Origin of the sequence: Chlamydiifrater phoenicopteri (genome assembly GCF_902807005.1) — a bacterium.
Lineage (GTDB): Bacteria > Chlamydiota > Chlamydiia > Chlamydiales > Chlamydiaceae > Chlamydiifrater > Chlamydiifrater phoenicopteri.
Map to the genome: position 1 here is coordinate 146,534 of NZ_LR777658.1, position 18,673 is coordinate 165,206.

Below are 18,673 nucleotides of genomic sequence, written 5' to 3' on the forward strand. Positions count from 1 at the left end.
TATGGCTAAAAAAGAAGATACTATAGTTCTAGAGGGACAAGTCAAGGAATTACTTCCAAATATGAGTTTTCGTGTGGTTTTGGAAAACGGAATGCCTGTCACAGCTCACCTGTGCGGAAAGATGCGTATGAGTAATATCAGACTTCTGGTTGGAGATCGGGTAACAGTAGAGATGTCGGCGTATGATTTGACGAAAGCTAGGATTGTCTATAGACATCGCTAGAGGTTTTCTGTTGATGTTTTAAAATTGGTCACATAGACTAGGCTATTCTCTATGATGCTTTGGTCTTAAACGAGCCCAGATAGCTCAGTGGTAGAGCACTTGCATGGTAAGCAAGCGGTCGTAGGTTCAATTCCTATTCTGGGCATTTGTAGGAACAGTAGAATAATTAAATATAAAGAGGATTCTGAAAGATGTCGAAAGAAACTTTCGAGCGGAAAAAGCCCCACGTAAATATTGGAACAATTGGGCACGTTGACCACGGTAAAACTACTTTGACGGCTGCTATTACGAAAGCTTTGGCTGGTGATGGATTGGCTGATTTTCGCGATTACAACTCGATCGACAATACTCCAGAAGAGAAAGCTCGAGGAATTACCATTACCGCTTCTCACGTGGAATATGAAACGCCAAACAGACACTATGCGCACGTCGACTGCCCTGGGCACGCTGACTACGTAAAGAATATGATTACGGGTGCTGCTCAAATGGACGGAGCTATTTTGGTGGTTTCAGCTACGGATGGAGCTATGCCCCAAACTAAGGAGCACATCCTTTTAGCTAGACAAGTTGGGGTTCCATACATTGTTGTCTTTTTAAACAAGATAGACATGATTTCTGGTGAAGACAGCGAGTTGGTTGACCTCGTAGAAATGGAGCTTTCAGAGCTCTTGGAGGAGAGGGGATACAAGGGGTGTCCTATTATCAGAGGGTCCGCTCTTAAGGCTTTGGAGGGGGACGCTCAGTACGTTGAGAAGATTCGAGAGTTGATGCAGGCAGTTGATGACAATATTCCGACTCCTCAAAGAGAAATTGATAAGCCATTCTTAATGCCTATCGAGGACGTGTTCTCTATTTCTGGTAGAGGAACTGTGGTAACAGGTCGTATTGAAAGAGGGGTTGTCAAAGTTTCGGATAAGGTTCAGTTGGTAGGGCTTGGTGAAACTAAAGACACTATTGTTACTGGTGTTGAGATGTTCCGAAAAGAGCTTCCAGAAGGTCATGCGGGAGAAAACGTTGGCTTGCTTCTCAGAGGTATTGGGAAGAATGAAGTTGAGAGGGGGATGGTAGTTTGCGTGCCTGGAAGCGTTAAGCCTCATACAAAGTTCCAGGCTGCTGTTTACGTTTTGAAGAAAGAAGAGGGGGGAAGGCATAAACCTTTCTTCAGTGGTTACAGGCCTCAGTTCTTCTTTAGAACTACAGACGTTACCGGTGTGGTCACTCTGCCTGAAAATGTAGAGATGGTTATGCCAGGAGACAATGTTGAGATCAAAGTGGAATTGATTTGTCCAGTAGCTCTAGAGGAAGGAATGAGATTTGCTATTCGAGAGGGTGGCAGAACTATTGGAGCTGGAACAATATCTAAAATTGTTGAATAAGTTTCCCTGGTTGTGAGTGCAGGCGAAGGTCTGCGCTCTCTGGGTGTGTAGCTTAGCTGGTAGAGCAGTGGCCTCCAAAGCCGCCGGTCGGGGGTTCGATTCCCTTCGCACCCGTTGAAAACATAATTTCTGAAAGTTCGTTTATGAAGCAAGGTCAAAAAAACGCAAAATCTCGAGCAGCGGCTCTTAAGAAAGCCTCTCAGTTTGCGGGGAGTTTTTCTGATGAAATAAAGAAAATAGAGTGGACCAGTAAAAAGGACTTGAAAAGATACCTAAAGATTATTTTAGCGAGTGTTTTTTCTTGCGGATTAGCTGTTTATTTGATCGATATAACTATTCGAAGGGTGCTTGTTGCTATAGGTGAATTGGTAAAGGTTATTTTTGGTTAATTACATGTTTAAGTGGTACGTTGTACAAGTTTTCACGGCTCAGGAAAAGAAGGTTAAGAAAGCTTTAGAGGATTTTAAAGAGTCCTCTGGAATGTCCGATTTTATCGAGGATATTGTCCTGCCTATAGAGAATGTCATGGAAGTGAAGAAAGGAGAACATAAGGTCGTAGAGAAGTTGATTTGGCCTGGGTACCTTTTGGTTAAAATGCACTTAACCGATGAGTCTTGGTTGTATATTAAAGGTACTAACGGGGTTATAGAGTTTCTCGGAGGAACAAATCCTGTGGCTCTTTCGGAAGAAGAAGTAGGAAATATTTTAAATGACCTCGAAGAGAAGAAGTCTGGAGTTGTTCAAAAGCACAAGTTTGAAGTGGGATCTAGGGTCAAGATTAATGACGGGGTCTTTGTGAACTTTGTCGGGGTTGTTTCCGAAGTTTTCGAAGATAAAGGACGTCTTAGTGTGATGGTGTCAATCTTTGGTCGAGAAACTAGGGTCGATGATTTGGAGTTTTGGCAGGTAGAGGAAGTTGCTCCTGGACAGGAAATTGAATGAATTTTAACAAAATAGTGCATTCTAATTGTCAATCCTTTTATAATGCCGACTTTCTGTTTTCTTCTCGTCAAATTATGTAAGAACGTACAAACGTACTCAGGGTTATTCGTATGTCCAATAAAAAGATAGTTAAGCTTGTTAAGTTGCAGATCCCTGCTGGGAAAGCAAATCCAGCGCCTCCTATAGGGCCCGCCTTAGGTGCGGCTGGGGTTAACATTATGGGGTTCTGTAAGGAATTCAACGCTGCCACACAGGACAAGGCTGGAGATATTTTGCCTGTGGTCATAACGGTTTATGCAGATAAAAGTTTTACTTTTATTACGAAGCAACCCCCAGTGTCTTCTTTAATCAAGAAAGCTTTGGGGTTGGAGTCTGGTTCCAAAATTCCGAATAGAAACAAAGTTGGAAAAATCACGCGAGAGCAAATGAAGGCTATTGCCGAGCAGAAGATGAAAGACATGGATGTTGTAAAGCTCGAATCTGCGATAAAGATGGTTGCTGGTACAGCTCGAAGCATGGGAATAGATGTTGTAGAAGGTTAGTTCGGGGTATAAGGTTTAGGGCGTCGTGTTATGAAGTGTGGAAAAAGAATGAAAAGCATAGCAAAGAGTTTCGATTCGAGTCGCAGTTACTCTTTGTTGGAGGCTATAAATATTTTAAAGTCGTGTCCTTCCGTTAAGTTTGATCAGACGGTAGATCTTTCTATGAAGTTGGGGGTAGATACTAAGAAGAGTGATCAGCAAGTTCGTGGTTCGGTATTGCTTCCTAGTGGAACGGGGAAAAAGCTTACGGTTCTAGTATTTGCTGCTGGTGACAAAGCTAAGGAGGCTTTGGAAGCTGGAGCGGATTATGTGGGTAGCGATGAGCTGGTTGAAAAAGTCAAGGGGGGGTGGACAGATTTTGATGTGGCTGTGGCGACTCCTGATATGATGAGGGAAGTAGGTAAGCTGGGGAAGGTTTTGGGGCCGAGAAATTTAATGCCCACGCCTAAGGCTGGAACTGTTACGACGGATGTTGTTAAGGCTATACAAGAGTTGAGAAAAGGACGGGTTGAATTTAAAGCTGATCGAGCTGGTGTTTGCAATTTGGGTGTGGGTAAGCTATCTTTTGAGGCTCAGTCTCTGAAAGACAACATAGAGGCTTGTGTGTCTGCTGTAGTTAGAGCTAAACCCGCTACTTCTAAGGGGCAGTATCTTGTTTCGCTGGTGCTTTCATCTACGATGGGGCCTGGGATTATGATTGATTTGCGTGAGCTTGCGGTGGCGTAAAAGGTGTAGATATGAAAGAAGAGAAAAATTTACTTTTGCTCGAGGTTGAAGAGAAGATAGCGGATTCCCGGGGCTTTATTTTAATGAGTTATTCTGGGATGGATGCTGCTCGAACTAGGGATTTTAGAAATTCTTTAGCGGGGATTTCTGCTGAATTTGAAGTGGTGAAGAAAAGAATATTTTTCAAGGCTTTGTCTGCAGCGGGGTTGGATATTCCTTTCGAGTCCTCTAAGGGTCACTTGGGGGTTGTTTTTGCTTATGAGGACATGCTCTCTGCGGCAAAAGAGGTTTTGAATTTTACCAAGAAGAATGAAAACGCTTTGGTTTTTCTTGGTGGAAGGATAGATAACGCTTGTTTGAGCGGTAAAGAGGTTGAGAGTGTGGCGAAGTTGCCTTCGTTGCAAGAGTTGCGTGGACAATTTGTTGGTTTATTAGCAGCTCCGCTCTCAGGTGTTGTTGGAGTTATGAACTCTGTTCTTTCTAGTGTTGTTTCTTGTGTAGAACAGAAGGCTGGGAAGAGTTCATAGAAAGTCTATAGTTTTTATTTAAGTTTGTAGAAAAAAGGTGTTAACGTGACTGCGGAATGTTTGGATGAATTGGTAGAAAAATTAAGTGGTTTGACCGTTTTGCAACTTGCTGATCTAAAGAAAAGATTGGAAGAGAAGTGGGACGTTACAGCTTCTGCTCCTATGATGGCTATGCCTGTTGCAGGCGCTGCTGCTGGTGAGGCGGGTGCTGCTGCTGCCGAATCTTCGGAGTTTGCAGTAATTATTGAAGAAGTTCCTGCAGATAAAAAAATAGGAGTTCTCAAGGCTGTTCGAGAATTGACTGGATTAGCTCTTAAAGAAGCTAAAGAGATGACAGAGGGATTACCTAAAACTGTTAAAGAAAAAGCCTCTAAGGCTGATGCTGAAGATATGGTGAAGAAGTTGCAGGAAGCTGGAGCAAAAGCTGTAGCTAAAGGCATGTAAGCTGCGCATTTCTTGTGTCATTGGATTTTCTTCATTTTGCTTATGAAGGAATCGTGAGTGTTTTCTCCAGATTTGAGGCTTTCTTGTTTGGAGAAAACTTGGTTGCATTCGAATTAGTTTAGGAGATCACGCATGTTAAGGTGCCCTGAGAGGGTGAGTTTCATCAAAAAGGAAGACATTTTAGATCTTCCTAATCTTATAGAAATTCAGATTAAGTCTTATAATCAGTTTTTGCAGATAGGGAAACTTGCTGAAGAGAGAGAGAATGTCGGGCTAGAAGAGGTCTTTAGGGAAATATTTCCCATCAAGTCCTATAATGAGACAACCGTTTTAGAGTATCTTTCTTATAATTTGGGTGTGCCAAAGTATTCGCCAGAGGAGTGCGTTCGAAGAGGGATTACCTATAACGTAACGTTAAAAGTTCGGTTTCGTTTAACGGATGAGACCGGTATTAAAGAAGAAGAAGTCTACATGGGGACAATCCCCGTCATGACTGACAAGGGAACTTTCGTTATTAATGGAGCTGAGAGGGTTGTAGTTTCTCAAGTTCATAGGTCTCCCGGTATTAACTTTGAGCAAGAGAAGCGCTCTAAGGGCAGTGTTCTTTATTCCTTCCGGATTATTCCTTACAGAGGGAGTTGGCTGGAAGCTATCTTTGATGTTAATGATTTAATTTATATTTATATTGATAGAAAAAAACGTCGAAGAAAAATCTTAGCGATGACGTTTATCAGAGCTTTGGGATATTCTTCTGACGCAGACATCATAGAAGAGTTTTTCCAGGTAGATACCTTCTCTCTAAAAAGCGAAAAAGACTTCTCTGTTTTGGTTGGAAAAATTCTTGCCGATAACGTCGTAGATGAGTCTTCCTCGCTAGTCTTGGGTAAGTCTGGAGAGAAGCTGACCACAGCTATGTTAAAACGGATGTTAGATGCTGGGGTTGACTCTCTCAAGATAGCTCTTGATGCAGACGAGTCGCATCCAATCATTAAAATGTTAGCAAAAGATCCTACAGATTCTTATGAAGCGGCTTTGAAAGATTTTTATAGAAAGGTGCGACCAGGCGAGCCTGCAACCCTGGCCAATGCTCGCTCCACGATTATGAGACTTTTCTTTGATCCTAAGAGATACAATCTAGGTAAGGTCGGTCGTTATAAAATGAACCGCAAGCTTGGATTTGAGATGAATGACGAAGTTCTTTCTCAGGTGACTCTAAGGAAAGAGGACGTCATAGGCGCATTGAAATATTTGATCAAGCTTAAAATGGGAGATGAAACAGCTTCCGTAGATGATATCGATCATTTGGCTAATAGAAGGGTTCGTTCTGTAGGAGAATTGATACAGAATCAGTGTCGTTCAGGATTAGCCAGAATGGAAAAAATTGTTCGTGAGAGAATGAATTTGTTTGATTTCTCTTCCGACACTTTGACTCCAGGAAAAATAGTTTCTGCGAAAGGTTTGGCGAGCGTTTTAAAAGATTTCTTCGGGAGATCTCAGTTGTCTCAGTTTATGGATCAAACGAATCCGGTAGCAGAGCTGACGCATAAGCGTAGGCTTTCCGCTTTAGGGCCTGGAGGGCTAAATAGAGAAAGAGCTGGTTTTGAGGTTCGGGACGTACACTCTACTCACTATGGAAGAATATGTCCGATAGAAACTCCTGAAGGTCCTAACATTGGCTTGATAACCTCTCTTTCGGCTTTTGCTAAGATTAATGAGTTTGGGTTTATAGAAACTCCTTACAGGATAGTTAGAGACGGTGTAGTCTCTGATGAAATTGAGTACATGACTGCAGATATCGAGGAAGAATGTGTTATAGCTCAAGCCTCTGCAAGGTTGGATGAGTACAACATGTTCGTTGATAACGTTTGCTGGGCTCGTTACAAAGGAGAAGCTTTTGAGGCGGATACAGCAACAGTAACTCACATGGATGTTTCGCCAAAGCAATTAGTGTCTATCGTGACGGGCTTGATACCCTTCCTGGAGCATGATGATGCTAACCGAGCCCTGATGGGATCTAACATGCAACGTCAAGCGGTTCCTTTGTTGCAAACGGAAGCTCCTGTCGTTGGGACGGGATTAGAAATTCGAGCAGCGAAGGATTCTGGGGCTATTGTCTTGGCTGAAGAGGATGGTGTTGTTGATTATGTGGACGGCTTCCAAATAGTTATCGCTCCCAAGTATAATTCTACAATTAAAAAGACTTACAAGCTTAAAAAGTTTTTAAGATCCAACTCTGGAACATGTATTAATCAAACGCCCCTAGTTTCTGTTGGAGATGTTGTTTCTGCCGGAGATGTGATAGCGGACGGACCAGCTACTGATAAAGGAGAGCTGGCCTTAGGTAAGAACGTGTTGGTCGCGTTTATGCCCTGGTATGGATACAACTTTGAAGATGCTATTATCATTTCAGAAAAACTTATTAAACAAGATACGTATACTTCTGTTTATATTGAAGAGTTCGAGTTAACGGCTCGGGATACTAAGTTGGGTAAAGAGGAAATCACTCGAGACATTCCTAATGTTTCTGAAGAGGTTTTAGCGAATCTCGGAGAAGATGGTATTATCCGTATTGGAGCTGAGGTAAAGCCTGGGGATATCTTGGTGGGTAAGATTACTCCAAAATCTGAGACTGAGTTGGCTCCAGAAGAGCGGTTGCTGCGAGCAATTTTCGGTGAGAAGGCTGCAGATGTTAAGGATGCTTCTTTAACAGTACCTCCGGGGACGGAAGGTGTTGTTATGGATGTTAAAGTCTTTAGTCGAAAAGATCGCTTGTCAAAAACTGATGATGAGTTAGTGGAAGAAGCTGTTCACTTGAAAGATCTGCAAAAAGGATATAAAGCGCAGCTCTCGGAGCTTAAGATAGAGTACAGAGAGAAGTTAGGGGCATTGCTTCTGAATGAGAAAGCTCCAGAAGCTATTTTGCATAGGAGAACAGCAGAAGTAATTTTGAGCAAAGGAGAAGTCTTTGATCAAGAGATCATAGAACGGATAGAAAAAGAAGATTTAGTAGATCTTTTGATGCCTCAGTGTGAGCTTTATGACGTCTTAAAGAACATTTTGACAGACTATGCAACTGATCTACAAAAGTTAGAGGTCGGTTACAAAACTGAGATTGAGCAAATCCGAGAAGGAGATGCAGACTTGGATCATGGAGTGATTCGTCAAGTCAAAGTCTACGTGGCTTCTAAGAGAAAGCTACAGGTAGGAGACAAAATGGCGGGTCGCCATGGAAATAAGGGAGTGGTTTCCAAAATTGTTCCAGAGGCTGATATGCCTTTCTTGCCTAATGGAGAAACCGTTCAGATGATTTTGAATCCTCTTGGGGTGCCCTCCAGAATGAACTTGGGGCAGGTTTTGGAAACTCATTTAGGGTATGTAGCTAAGACTGCGGGCATTTATGTAAAAACTCCGGTATTTGAAGGATTCCCAGAAGATCGTATTTGGGACATGATGCTTGAGCAGAATCTTCCTCAAGATGGTAAATCGTTCTTGTATGATGGTAAAACTGGTGAACGGTTTGATAATAAGGTGGTTGTGGGTTACATATATATGCTAAAACTCAGTCACTTGATCGCAGATAAGATTCACGCTAGATCGATAGGTCCCTACTCCCTAGTAACTCAGCAACCTCTTGGAGGAAAAGCTCAGATGGGGGGACAAAGATTCGGGGAGATGGAGGTCTGGGCTTTAGAGGCTTATGGAGTAGCTCATGTTCTTCAGGAAATTTTGACAGTTAAATCTGACGATGTTGCCGGAAGAACAAGGATTTATGAATCTATCGTTAAGGGAGAAAACCTCTTGCGTTCAGGAACTCCAGAATCCTTTAACGTGTTAATTAAAGAAATGCAGGGTCTTGGACTTGATGTGAGACCTTTAGTTGTAGAAGCGTAAACTTTTCACTTGTTGGAGATAAGATTAATGTTCGGAGAAAATTCTCGAGACATTTCTGCCCTAGCTATGAAGGAAGGGCTTTTTGATAAATTGGAAATAGGTATTGCCTCTGACTCTATCATTCGTGACAAGTGGTCTTGCGGAGAGATAAAGAAACCTGAAACGATCAACTACAGGACTTTTAAACCAGAAAAAGGTGGGTTATTCTGTGAAAAGATCTTCGGACCTACAAAAGACTGGGAGTGTTGCTGTGGTAAATATAAAAAAATTAAGCATAAGGGCATAGTTTGTGATCGTTGTGGAGTAGAGGTTACGCTTTCAAAGGTTCGTAGAGAGCGTATGGCTCACATAGAGCTTGCAGTCCCTGTCGTTCATATTTGGTTTTTTAAAACAACGCCTTCCAGAATTGGAAATGTTTTAGGTATGACTGCTTCGGATTTGGAGCGGGTTATCTACTATGAAGAGTATGTTGTAATAGATCCAGGAAAAACGGATCTAGTGAAGAAACAATTGCTCAATGATATCCAATATCGAGAAGTAGTTGAGAAGTGGGGTAAAGACTCTTTCGTGGCGAAAATGGGGGGAGAGGCTGTTTACGATTTGCTAAAAAGCGAGGATCTGCAAACCCTTCTTGTAGAGTTAAAGGATAAACTACGAAAGACGAAGTCCCAGCAAGCAAGAATGAAGCTAGCGAAACGACTGAAGATTGTGGAGGGTTTTGTTTCTTCTTCCAATCGTCCTGAGTGGATGGTTTTGAAAAATGTTCCTGTCGTTCCACCAGATCTTAGACCCTTAGTTCCTCTTGACGGGGGAAGGTTTGCTACTTCCGATTTAAATGATTTGTATCGTCGTGTTATCAACAGAAATAATCGTCTAAAGGCTATTTTAAGGCTTAAAACGCCTGAAGTTATTGTTCGTAACGAGAAAAGGATGCTTCAGGAGGCTGTTGACGCTCTATTTGACAATGGTAGGCATGGTCACCCAGTGATGGGAGCTGGAAATAGGCCGTTGAAGTCTCTTTCGGAGATGTTAAAAGGAAAAAATGGCCGGTTTCGTCAGAATCTCTTAGGAAAACGGGTGGACTATTCTGGTCGTTCCGTAATTATCGTGGGCCCCGAATTGAAGTTTAATCAATGTGGTCTTCCCAAAGAGATGGCATTGGAATTGTTCGAGCCCTTTATTATCAAAAGATTAAAGGATCTCGGATATGTTTATACCATTCGTTCTGCAAAGAAAATGATTCAAAGAGGTTCTCCAGAAGTTTGGGACGTTCTTGAAGAGATCATAAAGGGACATCCGGTTCTATTGAACCGAGCTCCAACTTTGCATAGGTTGGGTATACAAGCTTTTGAGCCGGTTTTAATTGAGGGCAAGGCTATCAGAGTACATCCTCTAGTTTGCGCTGCATTTAACGCGGACTTCGATGGAGACCAGATGGCTGTCCACGTTCCTCTTTCTGTAGAGGCTCAGTTAGAAGCCAAAGTTTTGATGATGGCCCCTGACAATATTTTCTTGCCATCCTCAGGGAAACCCGTGGCTATTCCGTCCAAGGATATGACTTTAGGCTTGTATTATCTCATGGCAGACCCCACTTATTTCCCCGAAAAAATCAAAGTATTTAGTGGGGAGAAGGAGGTTTTGGTAGCTTTGAACAGTGGAGGCTTCATAGATGAAGAGCTTCCTGGGAGACGCGATGAGACTGGTCGAGGTTTACATATTCACGAAACAATCAAGGTTAGGATAGATGATCAGATTATACAAACTACTCCTGGGAGAGTTTTGTTTAATCAAATAGTTCCGAAAGAGCTTGGTTTTCAAAATTACAGTATGCCAAGCAAGAGGATCAGTGAGTTGATTCTTGAATGTTATAAAAAGGTCGGGCTGGAAGCTACCGTTAAATTCCTGGATGACTTGAAAGATCTTGGATTTGTTCAGGCGACAAAAGCAGCAATTTCTATGGGGTTAAAAGATGTGACAATTCCTCCTATGAAGGAAGATGTCTTAAAAGAGGCCTATGAAAAAGTTGCTGTTGTTAAAAAGCAGTATGAAGATGGGATTATTACGGACGGAGAAAGACACTCCAAGACCATTAGTATTTGGACAGAAGTTTCGGATACCCTTTCTGATGCGCTTTATGTTGAAATTAGTAAACAGAAGAATAGCAAGCATAATCCGTTGTTCCTAATGATAGATTCGGGAGCAAGAGGAAATAAATCTCAGCTGAAGCAGCTGGGAGCTCTTCGAGGATTAATGGCAAAGCCTAACGGAGCAATTATTGAATCTCCTATTACCTCTAACTTCCGTGAAGGGTTAACAGTACTGGAATACTCAATTTCCTCACACGGAGCTAGAAAAGGTTTAGCAGATACGGCGCTTAAGACTGCGGATTCTGGATATCTGACTAGAAGATTGGTGGATGTCGCGCAAGATGTCATCATAACAGAACCTGATTGTGGAACGTTGAATTGCATAGAAACTGCAGCTATTCGTCAAGGAACTGAAGAACTTTTGTCCCTCAAAGATCGTATTTACGGAAGGACTGTTGCTGAAGATATTTTCCGTCCAGGGGATAAGAGTCAGCTACTGGCGAAGGCCGGTGATGTGATAACTTCTGTACAAGCAGAAGCTATCGATGATGCAGGCATAGAGTCTGTGAAAATCTTTTCTACTTTGACTTGTGAAAGTCAAAGAGGTGTTTGTGCAAAATGTTATGGTTTGAACCTGGCCAATGGTCGACTAATTGGTATGGGAGAAGCTGTTGGGATTATTGCTGCACAGTCCATTGGAGAGCCTGGAACACAGTTAACCATGAGAACCTTCCACTTAGGAGGTATCGCTGCGACATCCTCCACTCCAGAGATTGTTTCCGATCATGATGGAGTTTTAGTTTACATGAATTTAAGGGTAGTAGAAGGTCAAGACGGTAATAACCTTGTGCTAAACAAGAAGGGGGCTTTGCATATTGTTAAAGATGATGGCCGAAGTCTTGAGGAGTACAAGAAGCTCTTAGGAACTAAATCTATAGAAAGTTTGGAAACCATTCCTGTAGAACTTGGTGTTAAACTGTTAGCGGGAGATGGAGAACGGATTTCAAAAGGACAAAAAATTGCCGAAGTAGAACTTCATAATATACCTATCATTTGCGATAAACCCGGTTTTGTAAAGTACGAAGACCTAGTAGAAGGAGTCTCCACAGAAAAGGTTGTTAACAAAAATACAGGTCTTGTGGAGTTAATCGTTAAGCAACATAGAGGAGAACTACATCCTCAGATTGTTATTTACAATGATCCGGCATTGACAGAACTAATAGGTACCTATGCTATTCCTTCAGGAGCTATTATATCCGTGGAGGAAGGACAAAGGGTTGCTCCGGGAATGCTTTTGGCCAGGTTGCCTAGAGGCGCTATTAAAACAAAGGACATTACAGGTGGATTGCCTAGAGTTGCTGAGTTAGTAGAAGCTAGGAAGCCCGAAGATGCTGCCGACATAGCGAAAATCGATGGAGTGGTGGACTTTAAAGGTGTTCAAAAGAATAAGCGTATAGTTGTAGTCCGAGATGAAGTAACGGGAATGGAAGAAGAGCATCTTGTTCCATTGACTAAACACCTTATAGTTCAAAGGGGAGACAGTGTTTTAAAAGGCCAACAATTGACGGATGGGCTTGTGGTCCCTCATGAGATTTTAGAAATCTGTGGGGTGCGAGAATTGCAAAGGTACCTTGTTAACGAGGTTCAAGAAGTTTATCGCTTGCAAGGGGTGGATATTAACGATAAGCACGTAGAAATTATCGTTAGACAAATGTTGCAAAAGGTGCGGATCACAGACCCGGGAGACACCACACTTCTGTTTGGAGAAGACGTAGATAAGAAAGAATTCTATGAGGAGAATAAACGAACGGAAGAGGATGGAGGAAAGCCTGCTCAGGCAGTTCCAGTTCTTCTGGGGATTACAAAAGCTTCCTTAGGTACAGAATCCTTCATTTCTGCGGCATCATTCCAGGACACAACTCGAGTGCTTACTGAAGCGGCTTGCAGTAGTAAGACAGACTATCTGCTCGGCTTTAAAGAAAATGTGATTATGGGGCATATGATTCCTGGTGGAACAGGATTTGAAACTCATTGTCGAGTCAAGCAGTATCTGGAAAAAGAACAGGAAGAGTTGGTTTTCGATTTTTCTGACGAGTAAGAAAGTACTAAGCGGACTGCTGAATTACAGTGGCCCGCTTTCGTGTTTTTCTGAAGTTATTAGTTCTATCACTTAGTGCGAAGAGGAGCTTTTTGGTGTTGATTTGATAACGGTTGGTATCTCCTTAATTAAATTCTTCGCTTCCTTGATAGTAAAGTATCTTTTTGTTAGATTCCCTAAAGAAAGGATTTGGAAAAAAGTAGGTGCGTCATGGCAAGTCAGCTAGATCAACTTAAAGAGTTCAGCACTATTTCTTGTGATACTGCCGACTCGTCTTTAATTAAGAAGTTTGGGGCTAGGGACGCTACGACGAATCCATCTTTAATTCTTCGCGTTGCTCAAGATGAGCGTTACGGAGAACTTCTCAATGAAGCTGTTTATTGGGGAATTAAACAGAATGGAGATGAGGTTCAGACTCTACAATTTATTCAAGACAAGATTTTGGCTAATATTGGTGCAGAAATTTTAAAAGAAGTGCCAGGAAGAGTTTCCACGGAAATAGACGCTCGTCTTTCCTTTAACACAGAGGGAATGGTTCAGAGAGCAAAGTTTGTTATGAGTCTCTATGAGGCTATGGGGATATCAAGAGATAGGGTTCTAATTAAACTTCCAGGGACCTGGGAGGGGATTCGTGCTGCAGGATTTTTGGAAAGTGAGGGAATTAAGTGTAACGTTACCCTAGTTTTTAGTCTTATGCAGGCTATTGCTGCAGCTGAAGCCAAAGTGACTTTGATTTCGCCTTTTGTTGGTCGTATATATGATTGGTGGATAGCCCATTATGGAGAGGCTGATTATTCTATAGATAATGATCCTGGGGTTGTTTCTGTAACCAATATTTATGCTTATTATAAGAAGTTTAAGATTTCCACGGAAATTATGGCGGCCTCTTTTCGTACCAAAGAGCAGGTTTTAGCCTTAGCAGGATGTGATCTTCTTACAGTCTCTCCAAAATTGTTGGAAGAGTTGCAGCAGTCTGAGGATAAAGTAGAAAGAAAGCTTTCAGAAGATGTTGCCAATGCATTACAAATAGAGCCCATTAATTTGACAGAAAGTGTTTTTCGTTTTCTTCTGAACGAGGACATAATGGCTACGGATAAATTATCTGAGGGAATCAGGATTTTTGCTTCAGATGCTCAAGTGCTGGATGCTTCCATAACTGAATTTATTAGATTAATTTCAGAAGGGGCAAAATAAAGTTCCTTTTGGTTGGGAATGAGCCTAAAGTCTGAAAGCATTGTTTAGGAAGTGGCTTGCGAGACTTTTTGTTTCGGTTATTGGAGAGAGAGGATGAATGAGAATGTTGCGTTAGAGTTTCTTTGTGTTAAGTGCAACAAAGAGCGTGTCTCATTCTCTCTTCTGCATTTTCCTTCGGAGTTGATTTGTCCGCACTGTGGCTCCTTCTATAAGTTGGATGAAGAGAGCGAAGGAAAAACTCTGAAAAACTTTAGAGATTTGTGTAGACAGATTCAATTGTCCAAAGATATTTTGGGCGCGATGTCTGTAGGAGTCTCCGTCGGAGAGTCTACGGTGGAGGTGCCCTTTAATCTTTTGCTTACGCGTTTTCCTCTGAGACTGTCTTTTGTTCTAGAAGGGAAGAAGTTTTTTGTGGAATGTATTTTTGATGCCTTGCGCCAGGAACCGTTAGCTAGGGAAGTGGCGTGCGTATTCTCCGGAGGAGCTTCTTCTGATTCTGAGTTCGATTTTTAAAATAAGATCCTTATTTTTCTATACTACGCAAGGCTTGTTCTAAAATTTCATCTCCAGAAAGCTCTCTGCTTTTTTTAAGTTGGAAAGAAGTAACAGTTTTCAAAAATTCCTGAGAAATCTGAGGGAAGTCGTCCCATGCTGACATGCAGTTGAAAAGGTAGACTTTGTTGTTTTTTACTGTAACTGCTTGTAAAAATACTACTTGTCCCCAACAAGAATTTTTTTCTGTTTTAATGATTATGAATTCGCAACAAGGAGACCTTACAGAAGTAAACACTGCAGAAGAAAGAGTGTTGGAGTCTTGTAGGTGATAAGAAATAATTTCTTCGGCGTATTCTGTGAAATTTTTTTGAGTAATCTCTGAAGCTACGTTTATAGTGGGGGTTAGAGAGCTTACTCCCTTTCCTATAAAGAGAAGATCTATTTTCTCAGGCAACTGCTGTTTATCTTCTATGCACTGCCAGATAGAGGATAATTTGATAGAATAGTCTTCGCCGAAGTATGTAGTGTCTTTTGTGTCTGAAAGATTCTTTTTAAGAAGTTTCTTTTTTTGTTTGTTTTTAAGTGTCTGGAGACATTGTTGTCGATTTTTGCTACGTTGCACCAAAATTTGTCTTCGAGTTTTATTCTGCTCGTTTCCATCCATGCTCAGGGGGTAAGCAAGGAAAAAAGATAGACCAATCAGGAAATTAAAATAATTCATTTTCAAGAGCATTATTTAACGTAATTCGGGTTTTGCTTCTTAGATTTATGTTGCTTAACTAGTTGAACGATAAAGCAATTTTTCTTTAATATGAAACCGATTTCTTGAAAATGATCAACTAAAAGGCGAGGATTATGGGTGAATCGCACTCTGATGAGAAGCTAAAACGTATTTGTGATGCTTTAAGAACAGAAACCCTTGAACCTGCTGAGAAGGAAGCGGCTTCTATCATAGAGGGAGCAAAAGGTCAGGCGAGTGCGATCATAGAGGAAGCCAACAGGAAGGCCGAGTCTCTTTTGGCAGAAGCTGAAAGTAAAGCTCGAGACAAAATAGCTAAAGCAGAGAAGGCTCTATGTCAGGCTGGGAAAAGATCTTTAGAGGCTCTCAGGCATGCCGTAGAGGAAAAGTTCTTTAAAGCAAATCTTTCAGAGTGGCTTTCTTCGGTCTTGTCCTCAGAGAAGGTCGTTGCAGATCTTATAACAGCCTTAGTGGGTGCCGTAGATGCTGAGGGAGTTAAGGGGCCTTTAGTGGGTTATATTTCTAAAAAATTAACGCCAAGATCTGTTAACGAATTGTTAGGAAAGACAATAACAGAGAAGTTCAAGGGAAAAAGCGTAACTCTCGGAGATTTTCAGGGAGGGGTCCAGCTTAAGGTTAATGATAGACATTGGATTTTGGACCTTTCTTCAGAAGCTTTGCAAGAATTGTTCGTTCGCTATCTTCAAAAAGATTTTCGAGAGATGATTTTTGCTGATTCAATGAGCGATGATTTTTCCTCATAGGTCCTGTAGTATGTTTTACAAAAATTTTGGTATCCTTAGAAGATTGTATTCATGACTAAATATTACTTCCTTTCGTCTTTCATGCCTGCGCAACAGCCCGATAAAGAGGCTGTATTTTCTTTGGCTGATTTGGACGATTTGTTGGTCACGAATCTTTCTAAAAAGGATTGGTCTGATTACAGGTTAATTAAGCGGTTATTCGACTTAGAGAATTTTGCTTTTTTTTGGAACAATAAAGAAATACGTCACTCTTTTGGTGAAGTTACGCAAGAAAATGTTTGTGAGTTGTTGCGTTTTCAGCAATGGGAGGGCGAAGAAGATTTTGAAGACTTTTTCAGGGACTTTTTGCAGGTGTACAAAAGTTCCGAAGAACGGATCCAAGCTTATTCTCTATTGGTTAGGGATTTCTTAGTTTATTATAGTGATCGTTGTAGTGGATTTCTCAAAGAGTATCTTTCTTTTAAGCAGAATTTGCGAATAGTACTGGCTGGATACAGAGCTAGGGCTATGCGCATGGATATGTCCTACGTTTTAAGAAATGAGGATCATTCAGATCCGATAGTTCTACACACTCTTATGCAAAAAGATGCGCCACAGTATGAACTTCCGTGGGAGTTCAGGGATTTGAAGGCTAGTTTAGAGGATTATGGTAGGCTTTCGCATACTTTATACCAGTCTTTAGAGTTGTATGAATTTTATAAGCTGGAAGAAATGACGAGAGATTATTACTTTGACTCAGGCTTGGTTCTTGGTAGAGCCGTTTCGTACTTATTGGCTTTAAGGCGATCTAGAGCGAATGTTGATGTTGGGAAAATTTTTATTGGTGAAATGGAGAAGTCGTTGACATGGTGAATAGTAGCGGACAAACAACTCAGGGAGTTGTCGCAGAAGCATTTGGAAATTTATTGCGAGTGCGTTTTGAGGGGGCAGTTCGTCAGGGGGAAGTTGCATATGTCAATGTAGGAGAGGCCTGGTTAAAGGCTGAGGTTATAGAAGTTGTAGATCAAGAAGTAAAGATCCAGGTTTTTGAAGATACCTTAGGAGTTTCTCGGGGTAATAAGGTAATGTTTTCAGGAAGCCTTCTGGAGGCAGAATTAGGGCCAGGTTTATTGAAAACAATTTTTGACGGATTGCAAAACCGCCTAGAGGTTTTAGCTGAGGACGACCTGTTTTTACAGCGGGGAAAGTATGTCTCGCCCATTTGTAGAGAAACTCTTTGGAAGTATACGCCTAAGGCTTCTGTGGGGCAAACTGTTCGGAGAGGGGATGCCCTGGGTTTTGTTAAAGAAGGACTTTTTGATCACAAGATTTCCGTGCCTTATAGCCTATTTCAGACTTTTACATTAACTTGGGTGATTTCTGAAGGAGACTATACGGTAGATACAGTTGTGGCCAAAGGTAGAGATGAGACTGGGACGGAACATGAATTCACAATGATTCAAAAATGGCCGATTAAACAGCCTCTTCGAGAGGGAGTAGAGATTCCCTGTAAAGAAATTATGAGTGTGGGACTCCGCGTATTGGATACTCAAATTCCTATCCTAAAGGGCGGAACTTTTTGTACGCCTGGGCCTTTTGGGGCGGGGAAAACTATCTTACAACATCATCTTTCTAAATATGCCGCTGTAGATGTCGTCATTATGTGTGCTTGTGGCGAAAGAGCGGGGGAAGTCGTTGAAGTTTTGCAAGAATTTCCTAAGCTAGTAGATCCTTACACTAAAAAAGCCCTGATTGATAGGACTTGTATTATTTGCAATACATCATCCATGCCAGTAGCTTCTAGAGAATCTTCTGTTTACATGGGAGTAACCATTGCGGAGTACTACCGTCAGATGGGATTGGATGTTTTATTATTAGCAGATTCTACTTCTCGATGGGCTCAGGCTCTTAGAGAAATTTCTGGTAGGCTAGAAGAAATTCCGGGAGAGGAGGCCTTCCCTGCGTACCTATCTTCTAGAATTGCCTCTTTTTATGAAAGAGGAGGAGTAATTCGGAACCGAGAAGGTGTAGAAGGGTCTTTGACAATATGTGGCTCTGTTTCTCCTGCTGGAGGAAACTTTGAGGAACCAGTGACCCAATCGACGCTAGCTGTTGTAGGAGCTTTTTGTGGGCTGTCAAAAGCTAGAGCAGATGCCCGAAGATATCCATCCATAGATCCAATGATCTCTTGGTCTAAGTATCTAAGTAAGGTAGGTGAGATTTTAGAAAATAAAGTCTCTGGGTGGGGAGAACTAGTAGAAAGATCAGATCGACTTCTCAGAGAAGGCAGTGAGATTGGAAAAAGAATGGAGGTTGTAGGAGAAGAGGGAGTTTCTTTGCGGGATATGGAAACTTACCTGAAAGCCGAATTGTATGATTTTTGCTACTTACAGCAAAATGCTTTTGATCCTGTTGACAGCTATTGTCCATTTGATCGTCAGGTAGTTCTATTTCAATTAATGAATAAGATATTTGACACCACTTTTTCATTTGAGAAAGTGGACGATGCTAGAAGTTTCTTTTTGGAGCTTCAAAGCAAAATTAAAACTCTGAATGGATTGGTATTTGAGTCTCCGGAGTATGCTGAGGGGATAAATGCTATTATGAAGTTGTTGGAATCAAGAACGGAAATAAAAACGGCTTAGG

At 41.6% G+C, this 18,673-nt stretch carries 16 protein-coding genes and 2 tRNA genes; 17 read left to right on the forward strand and 1 reads right to left on the reverse strand.

Annotated elements, in window-relative coordinates:
* Position 1 precedes the first annotated feature (1 nt).
* The 14 genes from infA (at position 2) to KJA58_RS00720 (ending at position 14,563) form a co-directional block, all read left to right on the forward strand.
* Complete coding sequence (gene infA / locus KJA58_RS00655; RefSeq protein ID WP_213358351.1) at positions 2-223, forward strand: translation initiation factor IF-1; 222 nt, start codon at positions 2-4, stop codon at positions 221-223.
* 73 nt (positions 224-296) lie between these two features.
* Positions 297-368 (forward strand) — tRNA-Thr (locus tag KJA58_RS00660).
* Between the two features lie 46 nt (positions 369-414).
* On the forward strand, positions 415-1,599 hold the full coding sequence (tuf, locus tag KJA58_RS00665) for an elongation factor Tu (protein WP_213318203.1): 1,185 nt from the start codon (positions 415-417) through the stop codon (positions 1,597-1,599).
* Between the two features lie 41 nt (positions 1,600-1,640).
* Positions 1,641-1,713: transfer RNA gene (locus tag KJA58_RS00670), tRNA-Trp, on the forward strand.
* A gap of 29 nt (positions 1,714-1,742) precedes the next feature.
* Positions 1,743-1,988 (forward strand): preprotein translocase subunit SecE, encoded by a 246-nt coding sequence (gene secE, locus KJA58_RS00675; protein ID WP_213357555.1) that lies wholly within the window; start codon positions 1,743-1,745, stop codon positions 1,986-1,988.
* Between the two features lie 4 nt (positions 1,989-1,992).
* Entirely contained in the window at positions 1,993-2,541 is a 549-nt protein-coding gene (nusG, locus tag KJA58_RS00680) for a transcription termination/antitermination protein NusG (protein WP_213357556.1), read from the forward strand.
* A gap of 110 nt (positions 2,542-2,651) precedes the next feature.
* Positions 2,652-3,083: a 50S ribosomal protein L11 gene (rplK, locus tag KJA58_RS00685; RefSeq protein ID WP_213357557.1), complete on the forward strand. Its 432-nt coding sequence runs from the start codon at positions 2,652-2,654 to the stop codon at positions 3,081-3,083.
* Positions 3,084-3,113: 30 nt separating this feature from the next.
* Positions 3,114-3,809 carry a 50S ribosomal protein L1 gene (rplA, locus tag KJA58_RS00690; protein ID WP_213357558.1) on the forward strand — a complete coding sequence of 232 codons (696 nt, stop codon included), beginning with the start codon at positions 3,114-3,116 and terminating at the stop codon, positions 3,807-3,809.
* A gap of 11 nt (positions 3,810-3,820) precedes the next feature.
* On the forward strand, positions 3,821-4,336 hold the full coding sequence (gene rplJ, locus KJA58_RS00695) for a 50S ribosomal protein L10 (RefSeq protein WP_213357559.1): 516 nt from the start codon (positions 3,821-3,823) through the stop codon (positions 4,334-4,336).
* Between the two features lie 45 nt (positions 4,337-4,381).
* Entirely contained in the window at positions 4,382-4,780 is a 399-nt protein-coding gene (gene rplL / locus KJA58_RS00700) for a 50S ribosomal protein L7/L12 (protein WP_213357560.1), read from the forward strand.
* Between the two features lie 132 nt (positions 4,781-4,912).
* Positions 4,913-8,671 (forward strand): DNA-directed RNA polymerase subunit beta, encoded by a 3,759-nt coding sequence (rpoB, locus tag KJA58_RS00705; RefSeq protein ID WP_213357561.1) that lies wholly within the window; start codon positions 4,913-4,915, stop codon positions 8,669-8,671.
* Positions 8,672-8,698: 27 nt separating this feature from the next.
* Entirely contained in the window at positions 8,699-12,856 is a 4,158-nt protein-coding gene (gene rpoC, locus KJA58_RS00710; protein ID WP_213357562.1) for a DNA-directed RNA polymerase subunit beta', read from the forward strand.
* Positions 12,857-13,066: 210 nt separating this feature from the next.
* Complete coding sequence (gene tal, locus KJA58_RS00715) at positions 13,067-14,050, forward strand: transaldolase (RefSeq protein ID WP_213357563.1); 984 nt, start codon at positions 13,067-13,069, stop codon at positions 14,048-14,050.
* A 93-nt stretch (positions 14,051-14,143) separates the two neighbouring features.
* Positions 14,144-14,563, forward strand: coding sequence for a ferredoxin (locus KJA58_RS00720; RefSeq protein ID WP_213357564.1), 420 nt, complete (start codon positions 14,144-14,146; stop codon positions 14,561-14,563).
* 10 nt (positions 14,564-14,573) lie between these two features.
* Here the strand turns inward: KJA58_RS00720 and KJA58_RS00725 are convergent, their stop codons facing one another.
* Complete coding sequence (locus tag KJA58_RS00725; protein WP_213357565.1) at positions 14,574-15,209, reverse strand: hypothetical protein; 636 nt, start codon at positions 15,207-15,209, stop codon at positions 14,574-14,576.
* A gap of 191 nt (positions 15,210-15,400) precedes the next feature.
* On the opposite strand from KJA58_RS00725, the gene KJA58_RS00730 reads away from it, so the two are divergent.
* From KJA58_RS00730 to KJA58_RS00740, 3 genes are read left to right on the forward strand one after another with little or no spacing between them, the layout of a single operon-like run.
* Positions 15,401-16,048, forward strand: coding sequence for a V-type ATP synthase subunit E (locus tag KJA58_RS00730; RefSeq protein WP_213357566.1), 648 nt, complete (start codon positions 15,401-15,403; stop codon positions 16,046-16,048).
* A 51-nt stretch (positions 16,049-16,099) separates the two neighbouring features.
* Positions 16,100-16,900, forward strand: a complete 801-nt coding sequence (locus KJA58_RS00735) for a DUF2764 family protein (RefSeq protein WP_213357567.1) — start codon at positions 16,100-16,102, stop codon at positions 16,898-16,900.
* Positions 16,894-18,672 (forward strand): V-type ATP synthase subunit A, encoded by a 1,779-nt coding sequence (locus KJA58_RS00740; protein WP_213357568.1) that lies wholly within the window; start codon positions 16,894-16,896, stop codon positions 18,670-18,672. Before KJA58_RS00735 ends, KJA58_RS00740 begins: the two co-directional genes overlap by 7 nt.
* The last annotated feature ends 1 nt before the right edge of the window (position 18,673 follow it).

Bases quoted from the DNA above. Each gene is read 5' to 3' on its own strand.
- rpoB (WP_213357561.1), top strand. From the start codon at position 4,913: ATGTTAAGGTGCCCTGAGAGGGTGAGTTTCATCAAAAAGGAAGACATT.
- rplJ (WP_213357559.1), top strand. From the start codon at position 3,821: ATGAAAGAAGAGAAAAATTTACTTTTGCTCGAGGTTGAAGAGAAGATA.
- KJA58_RS00740 (WP_213357568.1), top strand. From the start codon at position 16,894: ATGGTGAATAGTAGCGGACAAACAACTCAGGGAGTTGTCGCAGAAGCA.
- rpoC (WP_213357562.1), top strand. From the start codon at position 8,699: ATGTTCGGAGAAAATTCTCGAGACATTTCTGCCCTAGCTATGAAGGAA.
- rplA (WP_213357558.1), top strand. From the start codon at position 3,114: ATGAAGTGTGGAAAAAGAATGAAAAGCATAGCAAAGAGTTTCGATTCG.
- tal (WP_213357563.1), top strand. From the start codon at position 13,067: ATGGCAAGTCAGCTAGATCAACTTAAAGAGTTCAGCACTATTTCTTGT.
- rplK (WP_213357557.1), top strand. From the start codon at position 2,652: ATGTCCAATAAAAAGATAGTTAAGCTTGTTAAGTTGCAGATCCCTGCT.
- KJA58_RS00735 (WP_213357567.1), top strand. From the start codon at position 16,100: ATGACTAAATATTACTTCCTTTCGTCTTTCATGCCTGCGCAACAGCCC.
- KJA58_RS00720 (WP_213357564.1), top strand. From the start codon at position 14,144: ATGAATGAGAATGTTGCGTTAGAGTTTCTTTGTGTTAAGTGCAACAAA.
- tuf (WP_213318203.1), top strand. From the start codon at position 415: ATGTCGAAAGAAACTTTCGAGCGGAAAAAGCCCCACGTAAATATTGGA.
- nusG (WP_213357556.1), top strand. From the start codon at position 1,993: ATGTTTAAGTGGTACGTTGTACAAGTTTTCACGGCTCAGGAAAAGAAG.
- KJA58_RS00725 (WP_213357565.1), bottom strand. From the start codon at position 15,209: ATGGATGGAAACGAGCAGAATAAAACTCGAAGACAAATTTTGGTGCAA.
- secE (WP_213357555.1), top strand. From the start codon at position 1,743: ATGAAGCAAGGTCAAAAAAACGCAAAATCTCGAGCAGCGGCTCTTAAG.
- infA (WP_213358351.1), top strand. From the start codon at position 2: ATGGCTAAAAAAGAAGATACTATAGTTCTAGAGGGACAAGTCAAGGAA.
- KJA58_RS00730 (WP_213357566.1), top strand. From the start codon at position 15,401: ATGGGTGAATCGCACTCTGATGAGAAGCTAAAACGTATTTGTGATGCT.